General features: G+C 60.8%; 15 protein-coding genes. 7 read left to right on the top strand and 8 right to left on the bottom strand.

Features of this window, described 5'->3' with window-relative positions:
• The 6 genes from AACY07_RS22005 to AACY07_RS21980 all read right to left on the bottom strand — a co-directional run bounded on the left by AACY07_RS22005 (position 1) and on the right by AACY07_RS21980 (position 5,266).
• Positions 1 to 786 carry an amino acid ABC transporter ATP-binding protein gene (locus AACY07_RS22005; protein WP_257622807.1) on the bottom strand — a complete coding sequence of 262 codons (786 nt, stop codon included), beginning with the start codon at positions 784 to 786 and terminating at the stop codon, positions 1 to 3.
• A 16-nt stretch (positions 787 to 802) separates the two neighbouring features.
• Positions 803 to 2,044 (bottom strand): NAD(P)/FAD-dependent oxidoreductase, encoded by a 1,242-nt coding sequence (locus tag AACY07_RS22000; RefSeq protein ID WP_339477619.1) that lies wholly within the window; start codon positions 2,042 to 2,044, stop codon positions 803 to 805.
• A gap of 47 nt (positions 2,045 to 2,091) precedes the next feature.
• Complete coding sequence (locus AACY07_RS21995; RefSeq protein ID WP_133079398.1) at positions 2,092 to 2,802, bottom strand: ABC transporter permease; 711 nt, start codon at positions 2,800 to 2,802, stop codon at positions 2,092 to 2,094.
• Positions 2,799 to 3,518: an ABC transporter permease gene (locus AACY07_RS21990; RefSeq protein WP_046810349.1), complete on the bottom strand. Its 720-nt coding sequence runs from the start codon at positions 3,516 to 3,518 to the stop codon at positions 2,799 to 2,801. The genes AACY07_RS21995 and AACY07_RS21990 overlap by 4 nt, the downstream gene beginning before the upstream one ends.
• Positions 3,519 to 3,621: 103 nt before the next feature.
• The gene (locus AACY07_RS21985) at positions 3,622 to 4,377 is read right to left on the bottom strand and encodes a transporter substrate-binding domain-containing protein (protein ID WP_133079397.1); all 756 of its coding nucleotides are present in this window, start codon (positions 4,375 to 4,377) and stop codon (positions 3,622 to 3,624) included.
• A gap of 13 nt (positions 4,378 to 4,390) precedes the next feature.
• Positions 4,391 to 5,266, bottom strand: coding sequence for a MurR/RpiR family transcriptional regulator (locus AACY07_RS21980; RefSeq protein ID WP_133079396.1), 876 nt, complete (start codon positions 5,264 to 5,266; stop codon positions 4,391 to 4,393).
• Between the two features lie 132 nt (positions 5,267 to 5,398).
• Between AACY07_RS21980 and AACY07_RS21975 the strand changes: the two genes are divergently transcribed.
• Positions 5,399 to 6,409, top strand: a complete 1,011-nt coding sequence (locus AACY07_RS21975) for an Ldh family oxidoreductase (protein ID WP_133079395.1) — start codon at positions 5,399 to 5,401, stop codon at positions 6,407 to 6,409.
• A gap of 141 nt (positions 6,410 to 6,550) precedes the next feature.
• Here the strand turns inward: AACY07_RS21975 and AACY07_RS21970 are convergent, their stop codons facing one another.
• Positions 6,551 to 7,585: an AraC family transcriptional regulator gene (locus AACY07_RS21970; RefSeq protein WP_326426173.1), complete on the bottom strand. Its 1,035-nt coding sequence runs from the start codon at positions 7,583 to 7,585 to the stop codon at positions 6,551 to 6,553.
• Positions 7,582 to 8,502 (bottom strand): GGDEF domain-containing protein, encoded by a 921-nt coding sequence (locus tag AACY07_RS21965; RefSeq protein ID WP_219261352.1) that lies wholly within the window; start codon positions 8,500 to 8,502, stop codon positions 7,582 to 7,584. Before AACY07_RS21965 ends, AACY07_RS21970 begins: the two co-directional genes overlap by 4 nt.
• A 397-nt stretch (positions 8,503 to 8,899) precedes the next feature.
• Here AACY07_RS21965 and AACY07_RS21960 point away from each other — a divergent pair, with 397 nt between their 5' ends.
• The 6 genes from AACY07_RS21960 to AACY07_RS21935 all read left to right on the top strand — a co-directional run bounded on the left by AACY07_RS21960 (position 8,900) and on the right by AACY07_RS21935 (position 17,151).
• A complete protein-coding gene (locus AACY07_RS21960) occupies positions 8,900 to 11,434 on the top strand; it encodes a TonB-dependent receptor (protein ID WP_219261353.1) in 2,535 nt (844 codons plus the stop codon).
• A gap of 51 nt (positions 11,435 to 11,485) precedes the next feature.
• On the top strand, positions 11,486 to 13,402 hold the full coding sequence (locus AACY07_RS21955; protein ID WP_339477611.1) for a phytase: 1,917 nt from the start codon (positions 11,486 to 11,488) through the stop codon (positions 13,400 to 13,402).
• A 55-nt stretch (positions 13,403 to 13,457) separates the two neighbouring features.
• Entirely contained in the window at positions 13,458 to 14,168 is a 711-nt protein-coding gene (gene tolQ / locus AACY07_RS21950; protein ID WP_339477608.1) for a protein TolQ, read from the top strand.
• 14 nt (positions 14,169 to 14,182) lie between these two features.
• The gene (gene tolR, locus AACY07_RS21945) at positions 14,183 to 14,629 is read left to right on the top strand and encodes a protein TolR (RefSeq protein WP_339477606.1); all 447 of its coding nucleotides are present in this window, start codon (positions 14,183 to 14,185) and stop codon (positions 14,627 to 14,629) included.
• Positions 14,626 to 15,405: an energy transducer TonB gene (locus tag AACY07_RS21940; RefSeq protein WP_339477604.1), complete on the top strand. Its 780-nt coding sequence runs from the start codon at positions 14,626 to 14,628 to the stop codon at positions 15,403 to 15,405. The genes tolR and AACY07_RS21940 overlap by 4 nt, the downstream gene beginning before the upstream one ends.
• 255 nt (positions 15,406 to 15,660) lie before the next feature.
• Positions 15,661 to 17,151, top strand: coding sequence for a DASS family sodium-coupled anion symporter (locus tag AACY07_RS21935; RefSeq protein ID WP_133079386.1), 1,491 nt, complete (start codon positions 15,661 to 15,663; stop codon positions 17,149 to 17,151).
• Positions 17,152 to 17,194: the final 43 nt, after the last annotated feature.

Below are 17,194 nucleotides of genomic sequence, written 5' to 3'. Positions count from 1 at the left end.
CTAGTGCACGATCTGCGCTAAAAACGCCTTGGCCCGCGGGCTTTTCGGGGCGTTGAAAAACTCTTCCGGTGGCGAGTCCTCGATCACCATCCCGCCATCCAGGAACAACACCCGCTCGGCCACCTGACGGGCAAAGCCCATTTCGTGGGTCACGCACAGCATCGTCATGCCGCTGCCGGCCAGGTTGACCATGACGTCCAGCACTTCGCTGACCATTTCCGGGTCCAGCGCCGAAGTGGGCTCATCGAACAGCATGATTTTCGGCTCCATGCACAGCGCCCGGGCAATGGCGACGCGTTGCTGCTGGCCGCCCGACAGCTGGCTCGGGTATTTGTCGGCCTGGCTGGCAATCCCGACCTTGGTCAAAAAATGCTGCGCCAGTTCGATCGCCTTCTTGCGCGACAACCCGCGCACCGACATCGGCGCCAGGATGCAGTTGTCGATCACGCTCATGTGCGGGAACAGGTTGAAGTGCTGAAACACCATGCCGATTTCGCTGCGCACCTTGCTCGCTTCGCGCGTGGGCAGTGACAGGTCGGTGTCGTTGATCAGGATGCGGCCCTGTTCGGCGATTTCCAGGCGGTTGATACAGCGGATCAAGGTCGATTTGCCGGAGCCGGAAGGGCCGCACAGCACGATGCGTTCGCCTTCGCGCACTTTCAGGTCAATGCCCTTGAGTACGTGAAAGGCGCTGTAGTACTTGTTCAGCCCGGCGATATCCACCACTACCTTGCGGGTATCAGTGACTGGCGACACAGGGTGAACGTAAGCAGGTTGTGCGTGCATGGTGTGTCTCCAGTGATCAGTGAAAACGTTCGGCGCTGTAGGGCGCAGGGTCGGTGAAAGGCTTTTCGCCGGTCATCATCTCGGCCAACAGGCGCCCGCTGACCGGGCCCAGGGTCAGGCCGTGGTGGGCGTGGCCAAAGTTGAACCACAGACCCTTGTGGCGATTGCCAGGCCCGATGACCGGGCACATGTCCGGCAGGCACGGGCGTCGGCCGAGCCAGGGCTCGGCATCCACACGTTCACCCAATGGATACAGGCGCTGGGCCCGCTCTTCGCAGCGGCGCAACTGGATCTCGTTGATCGGGTCATCGCTGTCGGCGAACTCGATGCCAGTGGTCAGTCGGATGCCGCCCACCATCGGCGCCAGCACGTAACCCCCTACCGAATCGAGGATCGGATGCTGCATGGTCTGGCCGTCCCTGGCCGCGTAATGCATGTGGTAGCCGCGCTTGATCGCCAAAGGAATGCGATAGCCCAGGGGCTCGAAGATGTCCCGTGCCTGTGGGCCGAGTGCAACCACCACTTCATTGCCGACGATCAGCCCTTTCTGGCTTTCAACCTGCCATTGCCCTGCCGTTGCCCGCAGGCTGGTGGCATTGCCGGTCACAAAGGTGCCACCGCGCTTGATGAACAGTTCGGCGTAGCCACGGGTCAGGCCACCCGGATCGCTGACGGTCTTGGGGTCCAGCCAGTGAATGCCGCCGATGACATCGGTGTGCAGGCCCGGCTCCAGGGCGTGGACTTGCTGCTCGCCGAGCACCCGATAGTTGAGCTGGTATTCGCTCAGGGCGCCAGCGTCACGCTGGGCTTTGTCGAAGTCGGCCTGGGTGCGATACACCTCGATCCAGCCGCTGTCGTCAATCAGCTCGGTCACACCCGCCGGCTCAGCCAGCAGGTCGTGTTCGGTCACACATTTTTCAATCAGCGGCAGCATGGCCCGGGTGGCCTTGGCCAGTTCCTTGGGGCCGGACTGCTGCCAGTATTTCAACAGCCACGGCCCGGCCTTTGGCAGGTGCTTGAGGCTATAGCGCACATCGGATTGCTGATTGAGGCCATAGCGCAGCAAGCGCGAAATTTCACGGGGGAACGAGTAGGGGATAACGCTGGCGCGCTCGATCAGCCCGGCATTGCCGTGGCTGGTGCCGCTGCCAGGCGCTGCGCGGTCGAGCAGCACGACGCTGCGCCCGCGGGCCTGGAGTTGCAACGCGGTACTGACGCCGACGATGCCGGCCCCCAGAACGATAGTGTCGCAGTGCATAAACAAATCCTTAAACAGGGGCCGTGTTCGCAGCCCGAACAATGGGCTTACTGCAAATGGCGGCCGAGACGGCCTTCGATCAGTTTCAGGCTGCGTCGCACCACTTCTACGATCAGCAGATACAGCACAGCGGCCCACAGATAGATCTGGAAGTCGAAGCTGCGCGAAAACGCCATTTTGGTGACACCCATCAAATCGTAAATGGTCACCAGGGAGGCAATGGCACTGGCCTTGATCATCAGGATCAGCTCATTGCCCAGGGGGCCGATTGCAACCAACAGCGATTGCGGCAGGATGATCTTGCGAAAGGCCGTCCATCGCGACAGGTTCAGCGCCTTGCAGGCTTCACGCTGGCCCTGGGCAACGGACAGGATGCTGCCGCGCAGGATTTCGGCCTGATACGCCGCCGTGTTGAGGGTGAAGGCCAGCAGGGTGCAGAACCAGGCATCGCGGAAAAACCACCATAAGCCCACGTCTTGCCAGAAGCCCTTGAACGAGCCCAGGCCGTAATACAGCAAAAACAGTTGGGCCAGCAGCGGCGAGCCACGGAAGAAGTACACGTAGGCGCCGGTAAAGCTGCGCAAAAAGCGGTTGCTGGACAAGCGCCCCAGGGCAATCAGCAAGCCAAGCAGGGCGCCGAGGGTGAACGAAATTGCCACCAGCTTGCCCGTCACCAGCAGCCCGTCGATAAAGCGCGGGCCGTAGCGTTCAAGCAGGTCGGGGTTGAGAAACATGTTTTGCAGATCCGCCAGACTCATGGCTGCGCGCTCCGTTGATGGCGGCTGAAGTAGCGTTCAAGGAAGGCAAACAGCCGCCCGGAAATCGCCGAGAAAAACAGATAGCCCAGGCACGCGACGCTGTAGAACAGCATCGGGTCTTTGGTCACGCTGACCGCCAGGTTGGTCTGGCGCATCAGGTCCACCAGGGAGATGGTCGACACCAGCGAGGTGTCCTTGAGCAGTGACAGCCAGTTGTTGGACAGGCCGGGCAGGGCGATGCGCGCCAGTTGTGGCAGCACCACTTTGCGAAAGGTGGTGAATTTGCTCAGGCCCAGTGCCGATGCGGCTTCGAACTGGCCCTTAGGGATGGTTTTGAACGCACCCAGCCAGATCTCGCTGGAGAAGGCGGCAAACACCAGGCTGAAGGCGACCATCGCGGCCACGAAGGTATTGATCGTGACCTGCGCGTCGTAGCCCATCATGGCGAGGATCTTTTGCGCGGCGATCTGGCAGCCGTAGTAAATGATCAGCAGTGTCAGCAATTCCGGCAAACCACGAAAAACCGTGGAGAACGTGGTTGCCCACGCCCGCACCCAGCGGTTTTTGGAGCGTGCCGCCACGGCCACGGCCAGGCCCAGTGGCAAACCGATAGGCAGGCAGCTCAGGGCCAGGGCAATGGTCACCATGGCGCCTGCGAGCAGGGCCGAGCCCCAGCCGCCACTGGCGAAAGAAAGAAGTGAGAGTTGATCGAGCATGCTCGAATCCCCGGGCAAAATTGGGCCGAAATTCAGCCGCCGCGCACGTCAGGTGCGCGGGGCAGGGTCATTGGCAGGGAGCCCTCAAACGAAGGCGGGCGACTCAGTAAATGTCGAAGTCGAAGTACTTGCTGGAGATCTTTTTATACGTGCCGTCGGCCACGATTTCGTCCAGCGCCTTGTTGAAGCGCTCGCGCAGGACGTTGTCGTTCTGGCGCACGGCAATTGCCGCGTCGGCATTGGTGCCGTCAACGTCACCGATGATTTTGCAGCAGTCGTCGCTGGCCTTGTTGATCCATTCCAGCAGCGGGAATTTGTCGGCAATGACGGCATCGACGCGGCCGTTTTTCAGTTCGGCGTTGGCTTCGTCAAGCGTGGGGTACAGGTTGAGTTTGGCGCCGGCTTTCTCGTAGTGATCCTCGGCGTAAATACCTTGGGTCGCTGCGCCCTGGGCACCGATGGTGCGGCCCTTGAAGTTGATCTGGGCATCGGTGATGTCAGAGTCTTTTGGCACGGCAATCGACAGCGGGGTGCGGTAATAGTGATTGGTGAACGCGATTTTCTTTTTGCGTTCATCGGTCACGATCATCGACGCCACGATGGCATCGTACTTTTTAGCCATCAGCCCCGGAATGATGCCGTCCCAATCCTGGGCCACGATCTTGCACTGGGCATTCATGCGTTCGCACAGGGCGTTGGTGATGTCGACGTCAAAGCCCGACACCGTGCCGTCCGAATTAGTGGTGTTGAAGGGAGGGTAGGCGCCTTCCGTGGCGATAGTCAGCGTGTCGGCGTGCGCGTTTGCTGCAACGGCGGCCACCAGTGCACATGCACTTGCAAAGCGAATGACGTATTTCATCTAGCACCTCGTTTTATTGTTTTGATCCGGGTGAGGATGTGTAGCCCACGAACTCATTGTGTAAGGCCGCGGTAGCCTCAAGACGCTTCTCAACGTCCGGCCCCAGTTGTTTGCACACTTCATTGATCAGCAGATGCACCAGCGACAGCATGGCCGCGGTGGATTCCCAGAACAGGTTGAACTCGGTGGGCACGCGAAACACTTCATTGGCGCTCTGGTCGGCCCAGTCGCAGAAGGTATCGGTGACCAGCGTGACCTCGATCCCGGCCTCACGTGCCTTGCGGCACAACAGCTGGGCGTGGCGCGAGTAGCGTCGGGCTTCAAACACCACCAGGGCACAGTCTGCGGGCGGGCACAGCAGCACGTCGGCGTAATGCCCGGCGGCGCCATCGACCAGTTGCACGCCATCGCGCAGGTATTGCAGCAAATGCACCATGGAGGCGGCGATCCCGCGCTCGGTCTGGAACCCAGCGACAAACACTTTGCGCCGCGTGGCCAGGCGCTGACTGACCGCACGCCACTGCGGCGTGAGGCTGTATTCGTAGACCTTGACCAGCGCACCGACTTCCAGCTCAAAACTGCGTGGCAACGCCTGGGGGCTCTGGCTCGACTGCTGGCGGAATTCTTGCAAGCGATCACCGACCAGCCACGGGCCATCGCCCAGGTCGTCCTTGAGATCGTTTTTCAAATCCTTGAAATGGCTGTAGCCCAGCGAGCGGCAAAAACGCCCGACACTGGATTCGCTGACCCCCAGTTTGCTGGCGATGTCGGCGGCGGTCTGGAAGGGCAGTTCGTAAAGATTGGCCAGCATGTAGCTGGCAATCGCCCGACCCGAAGGTGCGGCGGTTGACAGACTGCTTTCAAGGCGTTGTTTAATCGGCTGGCTCACGACTGCTTCCTGTTTTTATTTCAGCGCGTTGCAGAAAGTGAATGTTTTCTGTCATTAAGTCAACAATTGACAGAGAACTGTCACCCAAGGATAGTTTGCCACAGACAAAAATAATCAGATTGGAGCGCCAGAATGTCTTCTACGCAGTCGCTTTCCCTGGTCGAACTGACCGCCTTGCTGCAACGGATTTTCGAGCGTCATGGCACCTCGCCGCAGGTTGCTCGGGTGTTGGCTGACAACTGCGCACGGGCTCAGCGCGATGGTTCTTATAGCCACGGGGTATTCCGCATTCCGGGCTACCTGTCTTCGCTGGCCAGTAATTGGGTCGATGGTCAGGCTGTTCCGGTCGTGGAAGATGTAGCCTCGGGCTTTATTCGCGTGGACGCTGCCGGTGGCTTTGCCCAGCCTGCATTGGCTGCTGCCCGTCAGTTGCTGGTCGAGAAAGCCCGCAACGCCGGGATTGCGGTACTGGCGATTCGCAACTCGCATCACTTTGCTGCGCTTTGGCCGGACGTGGAACCGTTTGCCGAAGAAGGTCTGGTGGCGTTGAGCGTGGTGAACAGCATGACCTGCGTGGTGCCCCACGGTGCGCAAAAGCCCTTGTTTGGCACCAACCCGATTGCCTTTGCGGCGCCCCGCGCCGAGGGTCATCCGATCGTATTCGACCTGGCTACCAGCGCCATCGCCCACGGCGATGTGCAAATTGCCGCGCGCAAGGGTCATCAGTTGCCTGCCGGTATGGGGGTAGATAAACAGGGTGAGCCGACTCAAGACCCGAAAGCGATTCTTGACGGCGGTGCCTTGCTGCCATTTGGCGGGCACAAGGGTTCGGCGCTGTCGATGATGGTCGAATTGCTGGCGGCGGCGCTGACGGGTGGCAACTTCTCGTTTGAGTTCGACTGGTCGAAACACCCGGGTGCGCAAACCCCGTGGACGGGCCAATTGCTGATCGTGATCGACCCGAGCAAATCCGGCGGCGACAGCTTTGCCCAGCGCAGCGCAGAACTGGTGCGTCAGATGCACGCCGTGGGCCTGGAGCGCATGCCCGGCGACCGTCGCTTTATCGAACGTGCGAAATCGTTGGACGAAGGCATCCCGCTTGGGGCTGAAGAGTTGGCCAGGTTGCGTGAGCTGGCGGGGTAACTGCGCGAAGGATCCGATTACCTGTGGGAGCGGGCTTGCTCGCGATAGCATCACCGCGGTTTGCCTGAAACCCCGCGTGGCCTGCATCGCGAGCAAGCCCGTTCCCACAATTCATCTGCGCGCATCAGGTTGGGTGGTTGCTTATAGCGCCAGAAACTGCCGGATCAGATTGGGCGTACACCCCGTCCAGCGCTTCAACGCCCGGCGAAAGTTTGCCGGGTCGCTGAAGTTGAGGTGCTCGGCCACGGCCTCGTTACTCAGCCCCTTGATCTGGTACAGGTACAGCGCCATGTGTTTGCGCGCTTGATCCTGCTGGGCCTGAAAGTGCGTGCCATGCTTGTTCAGTTTGCGCTTGAGGGTGGCCTGGCTCATTGAAAAATGCTGCGCCGCCTGCTCAAGGCTCGGGGCGTGTTGCGCATTGTTGCGCAAGTACACATACAACCGATCCAGCAGGCTGGCGCTGAAGCCCAGGCTGTGCAATTGCTCCTGGGCCTGCTGGTACGCCACCTGCCGGGCAATGGCCGAGCCGTTGGGCCAGGGCCGCGTCAGGTATTCGCGGGGCAGGCGCATCATGTCCAGCTGGCAGCCGAACTGGGTGTTTTCCCCCAGATGCACCCAGTATTGCTCCACATAGCGCGGCTCTGGATGACTGAAGCTGCACTCCCACGGCAGGCGTTCGCCGCTGAGCCACTGACTCATCGCCATCAGCGCCGTCATGCTGGCCTCCAGCACAAAACGCAATTGCTCCCGGGCCCCGCAACTGTCGAGCCAGTACACGTAGGCGTACTTGTCGTCCAGCAACAGGCGCGGCGTCAGCAGCGGGCTGAGCAGGGCGCGGTGATGGATCAGGGTTTCCAGGGCCTGATGCAGATTCTGCGCCTGTTGCAGGGCGTGGCTGGCCGGGCCGTAGTGCCCCGGCCACAGGCGTTGGCCAAACAGAAAGCTGCTGTCATCGGCTTCGAGCAAGCGCTGGGCGTTGGCAATCAGGCCAAAGCACTGCTGGGGACTGAGGCGGGTGTGGCCGGCCACAATATCGTCGTAGAACAGCCCGGTACCGCGCAGCAGGCGATGGCTGTCGATGTCCCGTGATAGCGCCAGATCAATCAGTGTGGCGGGTTGGTAATGCCCGGCAATAAAACGGCTGTCCGTTTCGTACCAGCGGGTATGGAGCGTCATGCGCGTTTGCTCCGTGGCGGCTTGGCGCGCACCAGCGCCAGATTCAGCCGCTTGAGCAACTCATCGGGTGCATCATCGAGGGCCATCACCACGGCGGTGCTGGCCGACAAATAGACCCGCTCGCCATGTTGCCGGGTTTTGTGGGCCAGGCTTTGAACCGCCTGTTGCAACTCAAGGGCCAGCAACCGGGCCTGACTTTCTCCGGTGCCGGGCAGCAGCACGACAAAGCGGTCACCGGCCAATCGGCAGAGCAGGTCGTGGCGGCGCAGGTTGAGCAGGAGCAATTGGCTGAGGGCTTGCAGCACGGCATCACCTTCGGGGTGCCCGTAGTGCCGGTTGATCGAGGCAAAGTCGTCGATATCCAGCGCCAGCAGTGACAGCGGCTGTTGCTGCTCAAGGCTTTGCACGAGGCATTCGCTGACTTGGCGCTTGAGGTATTCGGCGCCGCCCAGGGGAGTCAGTTTGTCGAACAGCCGATGCTCGCGAAACACCCGTTCGCGTTTCTCCATGTGCTGGTTGATCGCCTGTTGTTCACGGTGCCAGTGGAACAGGCCGATGGTCAGCAAAATCATGCCGATGGGCATTGGCCCCGATTCCAGCCAGTGATCCCAGCCGATGTGCTTGGGCAGGCGGACAAACTCGTCCAGCACGTCCATCCACCAGGAAAAAAACATGAAGCACAGACCGTAGGCCAGGTAGTTGGTGACCCGTCCGGTGGGCCGGCTTTTAAGCACCAGCCCCAGCCAGAACAGCATGAACAGGGCTGTTCCCCCTTCGCCGATGATGTCCAGCCAATGCCACTCGCTGAAGGCTTTGGGCGTACCAAAAGCCAGATTCAGCAGTACGGCAAGATTGGCCGCCAACAGGAGCAGGCCGAGCTTGTAGCGGTGGTGTTTAAGGACGTTTAACCAAGTCATTTCAGTTCTGCCAAAACGTATTGCCGGTCAGCAGAACAGAGGTGTGTGACAGCGGTGTGACGGGGCGTGCGGGTCGAATCAGCTCAGGTGTCTCGTGCAAAAATCTTGAACATTCCCCTGTTTGATCGTGAAAACGGGCTTGCTCGCGATGCAGGCGACGGGGTGGCTCAGTTGCACCGCGTTGATGCTATCGCGAGCAAGCCCGCTCCCACAGGGTGCGGGGTAGCTGACGCGGGTCATATCAGCTCAATTGCCTTCAAAGTGCCGCTAAAAACCCTCTGTTCCGGGGTTTTAGCCAAACACTGTCACAGCGTTGTCATCCACCAACCCTAGCTTTCGCTCCCAAGTTGTCGGGCCATTTGCCCGGCCTGATGGGCGATTTTGGGGGAGGACAAACATGTACAAGTGTCGCAGCAAGGCGCAGTGGGTCGGCTTTACCGTCAGTGCATTGGCCCTGGCAATTGCCAGTGAGCGCCTGAGCGCCGCCGAGGCATCGAGTATCGGCGCCACCGAACACGTTGAAGTGGTCGGGCAGGCCGTCAGCCTGGACAAGGCGCTCAAGCAGCAGCGCAATTCGGACAACATTGAAAGCGTGGTGCATGCCGATGGCGTGGCGCAGTTGCCGGACGCCAACGTCGCCGAGGCCGTGCAACGCCTGCCCGGTATCAGCATTGAACGGGATCAGGGCGAAGGCCGTTTCGTCAGCGTGCGGGGCCTGGGGCCGGACCTGAACAGTGTGACCATCAACGGCACGCTGGTGCCGTCCCCGGAAAGCGCCCGTCGTGCCGTGGCCCTGGACGTGTTGCCCTCGGAGCTGGTGCAGTCGCTGTCGGTGATCAAGACCCTGACCCCGGACATGGACGCCAACTCCCTGGGTGGCACGGTGGACGTCCAGAGCCTGTCCGCGTTCGACCACAAGGGCCTGTTCTACACGGGCAGCACAGAGGCCGGGTACAACAAGAACAGCCACAAGACCAGCCCCAAGGTGTCGGGGGCCATCAGTGACCGTTTCAGCCTGGGCGACGGCGTCGACAACTTTGGTGTCGCCGCAGCGCTGAGCTGGAACAAGCGCGACTTTCGCTCTGACAACGTCGAGACCGGCGGCGACTGGGACTTCAGCGAGGGTGCACGACTCAACAGCTTCGAGCAGCGGGTGTATGAGATCAGCCGCGAGCGCACCGGTGGTGGCCTCAACTTCGACTACAAGCCCGACGACGACACCAGCCTGTACCTGCGCACGTTGTACAGCCGCTTCGAAGACAACGAAACCCGCAACTCCACCAGTTTTGAATTTTCCGACCCCCAGGCCGAAGGCGAAGTGGGCCCGACCAAGACCAAGCGCAAGCTCAAACAGCGCGAAGAAACCCAGGAAATCCAGTCCTACGTGTTCGGCGGCGAACGCATGATGGGCCTGTGGACCCTGAGCGGCCAGGCCGGTTACAGCGAATCCAGCGAAGACAATCCGGGTGGCATTGCCGGAGCCACCTTCAAAGGCAATTCCGGCATCGGTGAAGGGGGTTTTTACGACACCGAAAAACCCCGGCCCATCATTGGCGCAGGCTTTTATGACCCGGCCAATTTCAGCCTCGACAAGGTGGACTGGCAAGAGCAACACACCAAGGACACCGAGAAAAATATCCGCCTGGACCTGGCCCGCGACTACGACGTGCAGGGCTATGCCTCCCAGGTCAAATTCGGCGGCAAGGTCAGCCGTCGCAACAAGGACAATGACCTCAATGCCTGGACCTACAAGGACTTTTCGGATCTGGGTTTCAGTGACGAGCAACTCAGCCTCGAGCAGTTCAACAAGGGCAACCTGCACTACAACCTCGGCCGGTTCGGACCAGGCATCAGCGGCGGTGCGATCAAGGATCTGATTGGAGGCTTGAACCGCAACGATTTCTACAACGAGCAAGACTCGCGGGCCAATGACTTCACGATGCGCGAAGACATCAACGCGGCTTACCTGATGAACACCGTCGATATCGATGACTGGCGCTTTATTGCCGGCATGCGCTACGAAGGCACCGAGTTCGAAGCCAAGGGCACGGGTGTGCGCGATGGCGTTTTCGAAGATCAGGACACCCAGCGTGATTACCACCACTGGTTGCCCGGCCTGCATGCCCGTTATCAATTGGCGAAAAACACCCAGGTGCGTGCGGCCTGGACCAACACCGTGGTGCGTCCGACCTTCGGCCAGCTGGCCCCGGGTTTTGTTATCGAGGATGACAAGGCCGAGTTCGGCAACCCCAACCTCAAACCGCTGGAGTCGAGCAACTTCGACCTGGGCATTGAGCACTTCATGGGGCAGGCGGGCACGGTGTCGGCGTTCCTCTTCTACAAAGACATCAAGAACTTCGTCTACAACAACGACCTGGCCGGCAGTGGCGAGTGGGTCGACTTCACTGAAGCTCACAGCTATGCCAACGGCGACAGCGCCAAGCTCTACGGCCTGGAACTGGCCTACTCGCAAAAATTCGACTGGCTGCCAGCGCCCTGGAACGGCGTGATCCTGGGTGCCAACAGCACGTTCAGCCGCTCCAGCGCCAGCATCAAGGGCGTTGATGCAGCCACCGGAGCAAGCCTCAAGCGCGATATTGATTTGCCGAACCAGTCCAACACCGTCGGCAACCTGATGCTCGGCTGGGAAGACGACAAGCTGAGCCTGCGCCTGTCGGCCAACTACAAGTCGGACTACCTCTACGAACTGGCGGGGGTCAACGACAAGGCCCATGACACCCATGTCGATGCCCAGACGTTTGTCGACTTCAGCGCCCGCTACTCGCTGACCAAAAACCTGCAAATCAAGTTCGACGCCCAGAACCTTACGGACCAGCCGTACTTCGTCTACAGCGGCAACAGTCGCTACAACAACCAGTACGAAGAATACGGCCCCACCTACTCCGTAGGCCTGACCTTCACCCATTTCTAAGCGCTGGGCAGACCAGGCTTTAACCCCATCTTCTTATGGATTGCATGACCCATGACCCATGTATTCAAACGCACACCCCGACTACTGCCATTGCTGGTGTGCCTGGGCGCAGGCAGCGTGCAGGCGGCTACCGAAGTGGCCGCCCCGGCATTGCAGCAATGGTCCACCAGCAAGGCCCAGGCCTTGAGTTATTTGCCAAATGGCACCGGGGACGAACGCCTGGCCGTGAGCAAGCGCGAGGGTGTGTTGCTGCTCGACAAACAGGGCAAAACCCTGAGCCGGGTGCCGGGGGCTTTTGCCGGGCTGGACAGCCGTGCGCTGGGGGATCAGGTCCTGGTAGCCAGTCACGACAAGGACAGGCAGCAAGTGGCGCTGTTCAGCCTCGACCCCAAGAGCCATCAATGGCAACCCCCGACGTACTTGCCCGCCCGTGACTATGGGGTTGAAGGGGTGTGCCTGTACCAGGATGACGCAAGCAATATCTACCTGTTCACCGTGGGCGAAGAAGGCAAGGGCGAGCAGTGGCTGGTAGCTGCCGACAGCCAGCGCTTGCCCGCACCACGGCTGGTGCGCAGCCTGCCGTTGCCGCCACAGGCGAAGTTTTGTCAGGTGGACGATGGCGCGCAGAACCTGTTCGTCAACGAAGAAAATGTCGGCTGGTGGGCTTACCCGGCGCACGCAGAAGCCGATGTTGAGCGCGTGCCCGTGGCGATGGTCGAGCCCTTCGGCAATGTGAAGAAAAGTGCAGGGGCCATGGCGCTGGTACCGGGCGGGATGCTCGGGCTTGACCCGCAAGCAGAGCAGTTGAATCTGTATCAGCAGCAGGGCAAACGCTGGTCGCCTGTAGCCAGCCTGACGCTGAACGGGATGATCGAGCCCGAACACCTGGCCCTGCGCCAGACGCCCCAAGGTCTGCAACTGCTGGTGCAGGACGGCGCCAGCAGCAAATTGTACGAAGGCGCACTGGCCTGGAAAGCCACACCGACCAGCCAGCCCCCTGTGCTGGTCAGCGTAAAACCTGCGGTGCAAACCGAGGTGGTGATGAGTCAGGGCGATGCGGCGGATGACCCGGCGATCTGGGTTCACCCGCAAACACCGGCCCTCAGCCGTGTGCTGGGCACCAATAAACAGCAGGGCCTTGAGGTATACGACCTGCAGGGCAAGCGTGTGCAGCATCTGCCGGTCGGGCGGTTGAATAACGTCGATGTGCGCCCGGGCTTCGAGCTGGGCGGGCGCACCGTGGATCTGGCCGTGGCGACCAATCGCGATCACAACAGCCTGAGCGTGTTCAGCATCGACCGCGCCACTGGCACCTTGCAGGAGGCGGGCGAGATCGCCACGCCGGTTTCGGACATCTACGGCCTGTGCCTGTTCAAGGCGCCCTCGGGGGAAATCTACAGCTTTGCCAACGACAAGGACGGCACTTTTGTGCAGCACCGCCTGGTCGCCAGAGGCAATACGGTCGAGGGCGAACTGGTGCGCCAGTTCAAGGTGCAAACCCAGCCCGAAGGTTGCGTGGCGGACGACCGCAATCAACGGCTGTTCCTCGGTGAAGAGGATGTGGCGGTGTGGGCGGTGGATGCCCGTCCCGACCAGCCGGCAACGCTGACCAGCGTGATCCGGGTGGGTGAGCAGGTGCATGACGACATCGAGGGGATGGGCCTGTATCAGACCGAAAAAGACAACTACCTGGTGATCTCCAGCCAGGGCAACGACAGCTATGTGGTGGTGGATGCCGAGCCGCCTTACGCCCTGCGTGGTGCTTTTTGGGTTGGGGTGAACGCTGTCGCGGGCATCGATGGCGCGTCGGAAACCGATGGCCTGGATGTGACGTCGGCCAACCTCGGTGGCCCCTGGAGCAAAGGCATGCTGGTGGTGCAGGACGGTCGCAAACGCATGCCCGAGCAAGCCCAGAACTTCAAGTACATCCCCTGGAGCGATGTGGCCAATGCGTTGCACTTGCCATAACCCGGTCATCTGAATGCTTTTCAATCCTTAAATCGCGGATCAATGGAGTAACAACATGCACGCAACCATGGAACACATGACGATCTGGGGCCTGATCAGCGACGCGAGTCTGCTGGTCAAAGGCGTAATGCTGACCCTGTTGGTGGCCTCGCTGTTGAGCTGGTTTCTGATTGTGCGGCGCAGCGCCATTTTGCGTCGCAGCGAGCGCGACATGGACAGCTTTGCGCAGCGGCTGAGGGCTCAGGGTGAGCTGAATGCGCTGTACCGCGAAAGCAGCGATGTCAGCCATGAAGACGCGGGCGCAGAGCAGGTGTTTGTCGCCGCGTACACGGAGTACGCCCAGCTCAGGCAGCAGCCCGCCGTGGATGCCGAAGGGGTGATGCAAGGGGTTGAGCGTGCGTTGTATGTGGCCATCAGCGAGCAGGAAATCCGCCTGGAAAAAGGCCTGCAGTTTTTGGCGACCGTTGGCTCGGTGAGCCCCTACATCGGGCTGTTTGGCACCGTGTGGGGGATCATGAATTCCTTTATCGGCCTGTCGCAGGTGCAACAGGCGACGTTGTCCACCGTGGCCCCCGGCATTGCCGAAGCCCTGATCGCCACGGCCATCGGCCTGTTTGCAGCCATTCCGGCGGTGATTGCCTATAACCGCTTCTCGGCCCGTGGCCAGACCCTGCTGACCCGTTATTACAGCCTGGGCAACGAAGTGCAGATGCGCTTGTACCGCAGCTTGCATGCCGGTTCGCGGAACATGTCCGCCGTCGCTTGAAAGGGAGTTTGAACATGCTTGCTCGACCACAGCGCAAACACGGGCCCAAGGCCGAAATGAACGTGGTGCCTTACATCGATGTGATGCTGGTGCTGCTGGTGATTTTTATGGTGACCGCGCCCATGTTGACCCAGGGGGTAAAAATCGAACTGCCCAAAGTCGCCAGCGAAGCCCTGATCAATGACAGCCAGCAAAAAATCCTCACGCTGTCAGTCAAGGCCGAGGGCGGTTACTACTGGAATCTGGGCAGTGAACTGGACACCAAAAACCAGACCGACAGTGCCGTCAGTCTTGAAGAGCTGCAAGCCAAGATCGGTCAGGTGGTGGCGCAAAACAGCGACACCCAGGTGTATATCCGTGCCGACAACGAAGCGGGTTACGGCAGCGTGGTCAAGGCGATGGCGGCCCTGCAGCAAGGTGGCGTGAACAACCTGGGGCTGGTGACCGAGGCGCCGCAATGAGTGCCGCGTTGATGCATGGCGCGCTGGCGCCCGCTCCGCCGTTGCCCTGGACCCGGCTGTGGCACAACAGCCAGGCCGTGGTGGTGAGTGTTGCCCTGCACAGCGCCGTGGTGGCTTTTCTGGTGCTGGGCTGGAGCATGGAGCAATCATTGCCGGAACCCGCCCCGTCGACCCTGAAAACCCGGCTGGTGATGCTGCCCGCCGAAATGCCTGCGGCACCACCTGCGCCCGAGCCGCTGCCGGTGGTAGCCCCTGCGCCGGTGGTTGAGGCAAAACCCGAGGTGGTAAAGCCTAAAGTGGACCCGCAGTTACAGGCACGCAAACTGGAACAGGCGGCGCTTGCGCGCAAACGTGTGGAGGAGCAGAAACAGGCGCAAGTGGAGCAACAAAAAGCCGCGCAGGTTGAGGTTCAGCGCCAGCGAGCGCTGGCCGAAGCGTCGGAGCAGCAGGCCCGTGTGGCAGCAGATAACGCCAGGCGAGCGCAACAGGCGGCAGCGGCATCGGATGTGCGCCAATACCTGCCCATCAGCAAGCAAGCCCCGGATTACCCGCAGCGGGCACTGGACAAGGGCATTGAGGGTGATTGCACGGTCGAGTATTCGGTGACCCCGCAAGGCAAGGTCGACAACCCCAAAGTGGTGGGCAACTGCCATCCCGCGTTTATCCGGCCGTCACTGGTGGCGGCGGAGACATTCCGTTATCAACCGCGGATGGTCGATGGTCAGGCCGTGACCGTACCGGGGGTGCGCAATACCTTTCACTACAAGATCCAGTAACGTGTGCAGGAAGTATTCGTAGCAGCTGCCGAAGGAACGAGGCTGCGTCCGATTGCGAAGCCGTCGTAAAGTCGGACTCATCCTTGTGTCAGGCAGAGCTGATGTTTCGGGTTTGCGATTGCTTCGCAATCGGACGCAGCCTCGTTCCTTCGGCAGCTGCTACAAGGTTACCTACCCTGGGCCTTGACAGGCATCAAGGCCCATCGCTTGTTCCTGGCCTATGCTCCACGGGTTTTCCAGCACAAGGAACTGGCCATGAATGCACCTGCAACCACCCCCACGCCTGCTACGGCAAAAGCCAAACTGCCCATAGGCCTGGTGATTGCGGTCCTGGTGATGATCGGCATTTTGCTGCTGCCATTGCCCGCCGACTTACCGGTGGCCGGCCATCGCATGCTGGCTATTCTGGCGTTTGCCGTGGTGGTGTGGATCACCGAAGCGGTGTCGTACGAAGCCAGCGCCATCATGATCACGTCCTTGATGGCGTTTTTGATCGGCATGGCGCCCACCCTGGCAGACCCCTCAAAGCTCTACGGCACATCGGCCGGTATCACCATGGCCCTGACCGGTTTTTCCAATGCCGCCCTGGCGTTGGTAGCGGGCGCGTTGTTTATCGCCGCAGCCATGACCCATACCGGCCTGGACCGGCGCATTGCCCTGGTGACGCTGTCGCGCATCGGCACCAGCACCCGGCGCATTCTGTTGGGCGCGATTGCGGTCACCATTCTGCTCAGCCTGGTGGTGCCCAGCGCCACGGCCCGCAGTGCATGCGTGGTACCGATCATGATGGGGGTCATCCTGGCGTTTGGCGTGGACAAGCGCTCCAACATTGCGGCCGGGATCATGATTGTCGTGGCCCAGGGCACCAGTATCTGGAACGTGGGGATTCAAACGGCCGCCGCGCAAAACCTGCTGACCGTGGGGTTTATGGACAAAATGCTGGGCGCCCGGGTGAACTGGCTCGACTGGCTGATCGCCGGTGCGCCGTGGGCCATCATCATGTCGGCAGTGTTGCTGTTTGTGGTGCTTAAACTGCTGCCACCGGAAAGCGACAGCATTCCCGGCGGCAAGGAGGCGGTCGAACAATCACTGGCAGAGCTGGGCCCAATGACCGGGCCGCAAAAGCGCCTGATGGGGGTCTCGATTGCATTGCTGCTGGCCTGGGCCACCGAGGGCAAACTGCACAGTTTTGATACCACGTCGACCACCTACGCCGGCCTGGTGTTTTTGCTGTTGCCGCGATTTGGCGTCATGACCTGGAAAGATGTGCAGTCACGTATTCCGTGGGGTACGGTGATCGTGTTCGGGGTCGGGATCAGCCTGGGGACCGCGCTGCTAACCACCCAGGCCGGGCAATGGCTGGGCACGCAGGTGGTGGCGAACACCGGTCTGGATCAGGTCGGTCCGGTGGGGATCTTTGCGATCCTGGGGGCATTCCTGATCCTCATTCACTTGGGTTTTGCCAGTGCAACGGCGTTGACCTCGGCGCTATTGCCGATCTTGATCGCCGTGCTGCAAACCTTGCCGGGTGAATTCAACCGCCTGGGCATGACCATGTTGCTGGGCTTTGTGGTCAGCTACGGGTTTATCCTGCCGATCAACGCGCCGCAGAACATGGTGTGCCTGGGCACCCAGACTTTCACGGCCAAGCAGTTTGCCAAGGTCGGGTTGATAGTGACGGCGGTGGGGTACTTGCTGATGCTGCTGTTTGCCGCAACGTACTGGAGCTGGTTGGGCTGGATGTAAGTGTGTGGGAGCGGGCTTGCTCGCGATGGGATCAACGCGGTTC

The organism is Pseudomonas sp. RL_5y_Pfl2_69, assembly GCF_963970465.1.
Lineage (GTDB): Bacteria > Pseudomonadota > Gammaproteobacteria > Pseudomonadales > Pseudomonadaceae > Aquipseudomonas.
The sequence above is the reverse complement of the archived record's forward strand: the minus strand, read 5'-3'. Positions and strand labels throughout refer to the sequence as shown.

Excerpts from the sequence above, each read along its gene's own strand:
- AACY07_RS21985 (WP_133079397.1), bottom strand. The coding sequence starts at position 4,377 with ATGAAATACGTCATTCGCTTTGCAAGTGCATGTGCACTGGTGGCCGCC.
- AACY07_RS21960 (WP_219261353.1), top strand. The coding sequence starts at position 8,900 with ATGTACAAGTGTCGCAGCAAGGCGCAGTGGGTCGGCTTTACCGTCAGT.
- AACY07_RS21955 (WP_339477611.1), top strand. The coding sequence starts at position 11,486 with ATGACCCATGTATTCAAACGCACACCCCGACTACTGCCATTGCTGGTG.
- AACY07_RS21995 (WP_133079398.1), bottom strand. The coding sequence starts at position 2,802 with ATGAGTCTGGCGGATCTGCAAAACATGTTTCTCAACCCCGACCTGCTT.
- AACY07_RS22000 (WP_339477619.1), bottom strand. The coding sequence starts at position 2,044 with ATGCACTGCGACACTATCGTTCTGGGGGCCGGCATCGTCGGCGTCAGT.
- AACY07_RS21975 (WP_133079395.1), top strand. The coding sequence starts at position 5,399 with ATGTCTTCTACGCAGTCGCTTTCCCTGGTCGAACTGACCGCCTTGCTG.
- AACY07_RS21970 (WP_326426173.1), bottom strand. The coding sequence starts at position 7,585 with ATGACGCTCCATACCCGCTGGTACGAAACGGACAGCCGTTTTATTGCC.
- tolR (WP_339477606.1), top strand. The coding sequence starts at position 14,183 with ATGCTTGCTCGACCACAGCGCAAACACGGGCCCAAGGCCGAAATGAAC.
- AACY07_RS22005 (WP_257622807.1), bottom strand. The coding sequence starts at position 786 with ATGCACGCACAACCTGCTTACGTTCACCCTGTGTCGCCAGTCACTGAT.
- AACY07_RS21935 (WP_133079386.1), top strand. The coding sequence starts at position 15,661 with ATGAATGCACCTGCAACCACCCCCACGCCTGCTACGGCAAAAGCCAAA.
- AACY07_RS21965 (WP_219261352.1), bottom strand. The coding sequence starts at position 8,502 with ATGACTTGGTTAAACGTCCTTAAACACCACCGCTACAAGCTCGGCCTG.
- AACY07_RS21990 (WP_046810349.1), bottom strand. The coding sequence starts at position 3,518 with ATGCTCGATCAACTCTCACTTCTTTCTTTCGCCAGTGGCGGCTGGGGC.
- tolQ (WP_339477608.1), top strand. The coding sequence starts at position 13,458 with ATGCACGCAACCATGGAACACATGACGATCTGGGGCCTGATCAGCGAC.
- AACY07_RS21940 (WP_339477604.1), top strand. The coding sequence starts at position 14,626 with ATGAGTGCCGCGTTGATGCATGGCGCGCTGGCGCCCGCTCCGCCGTTG.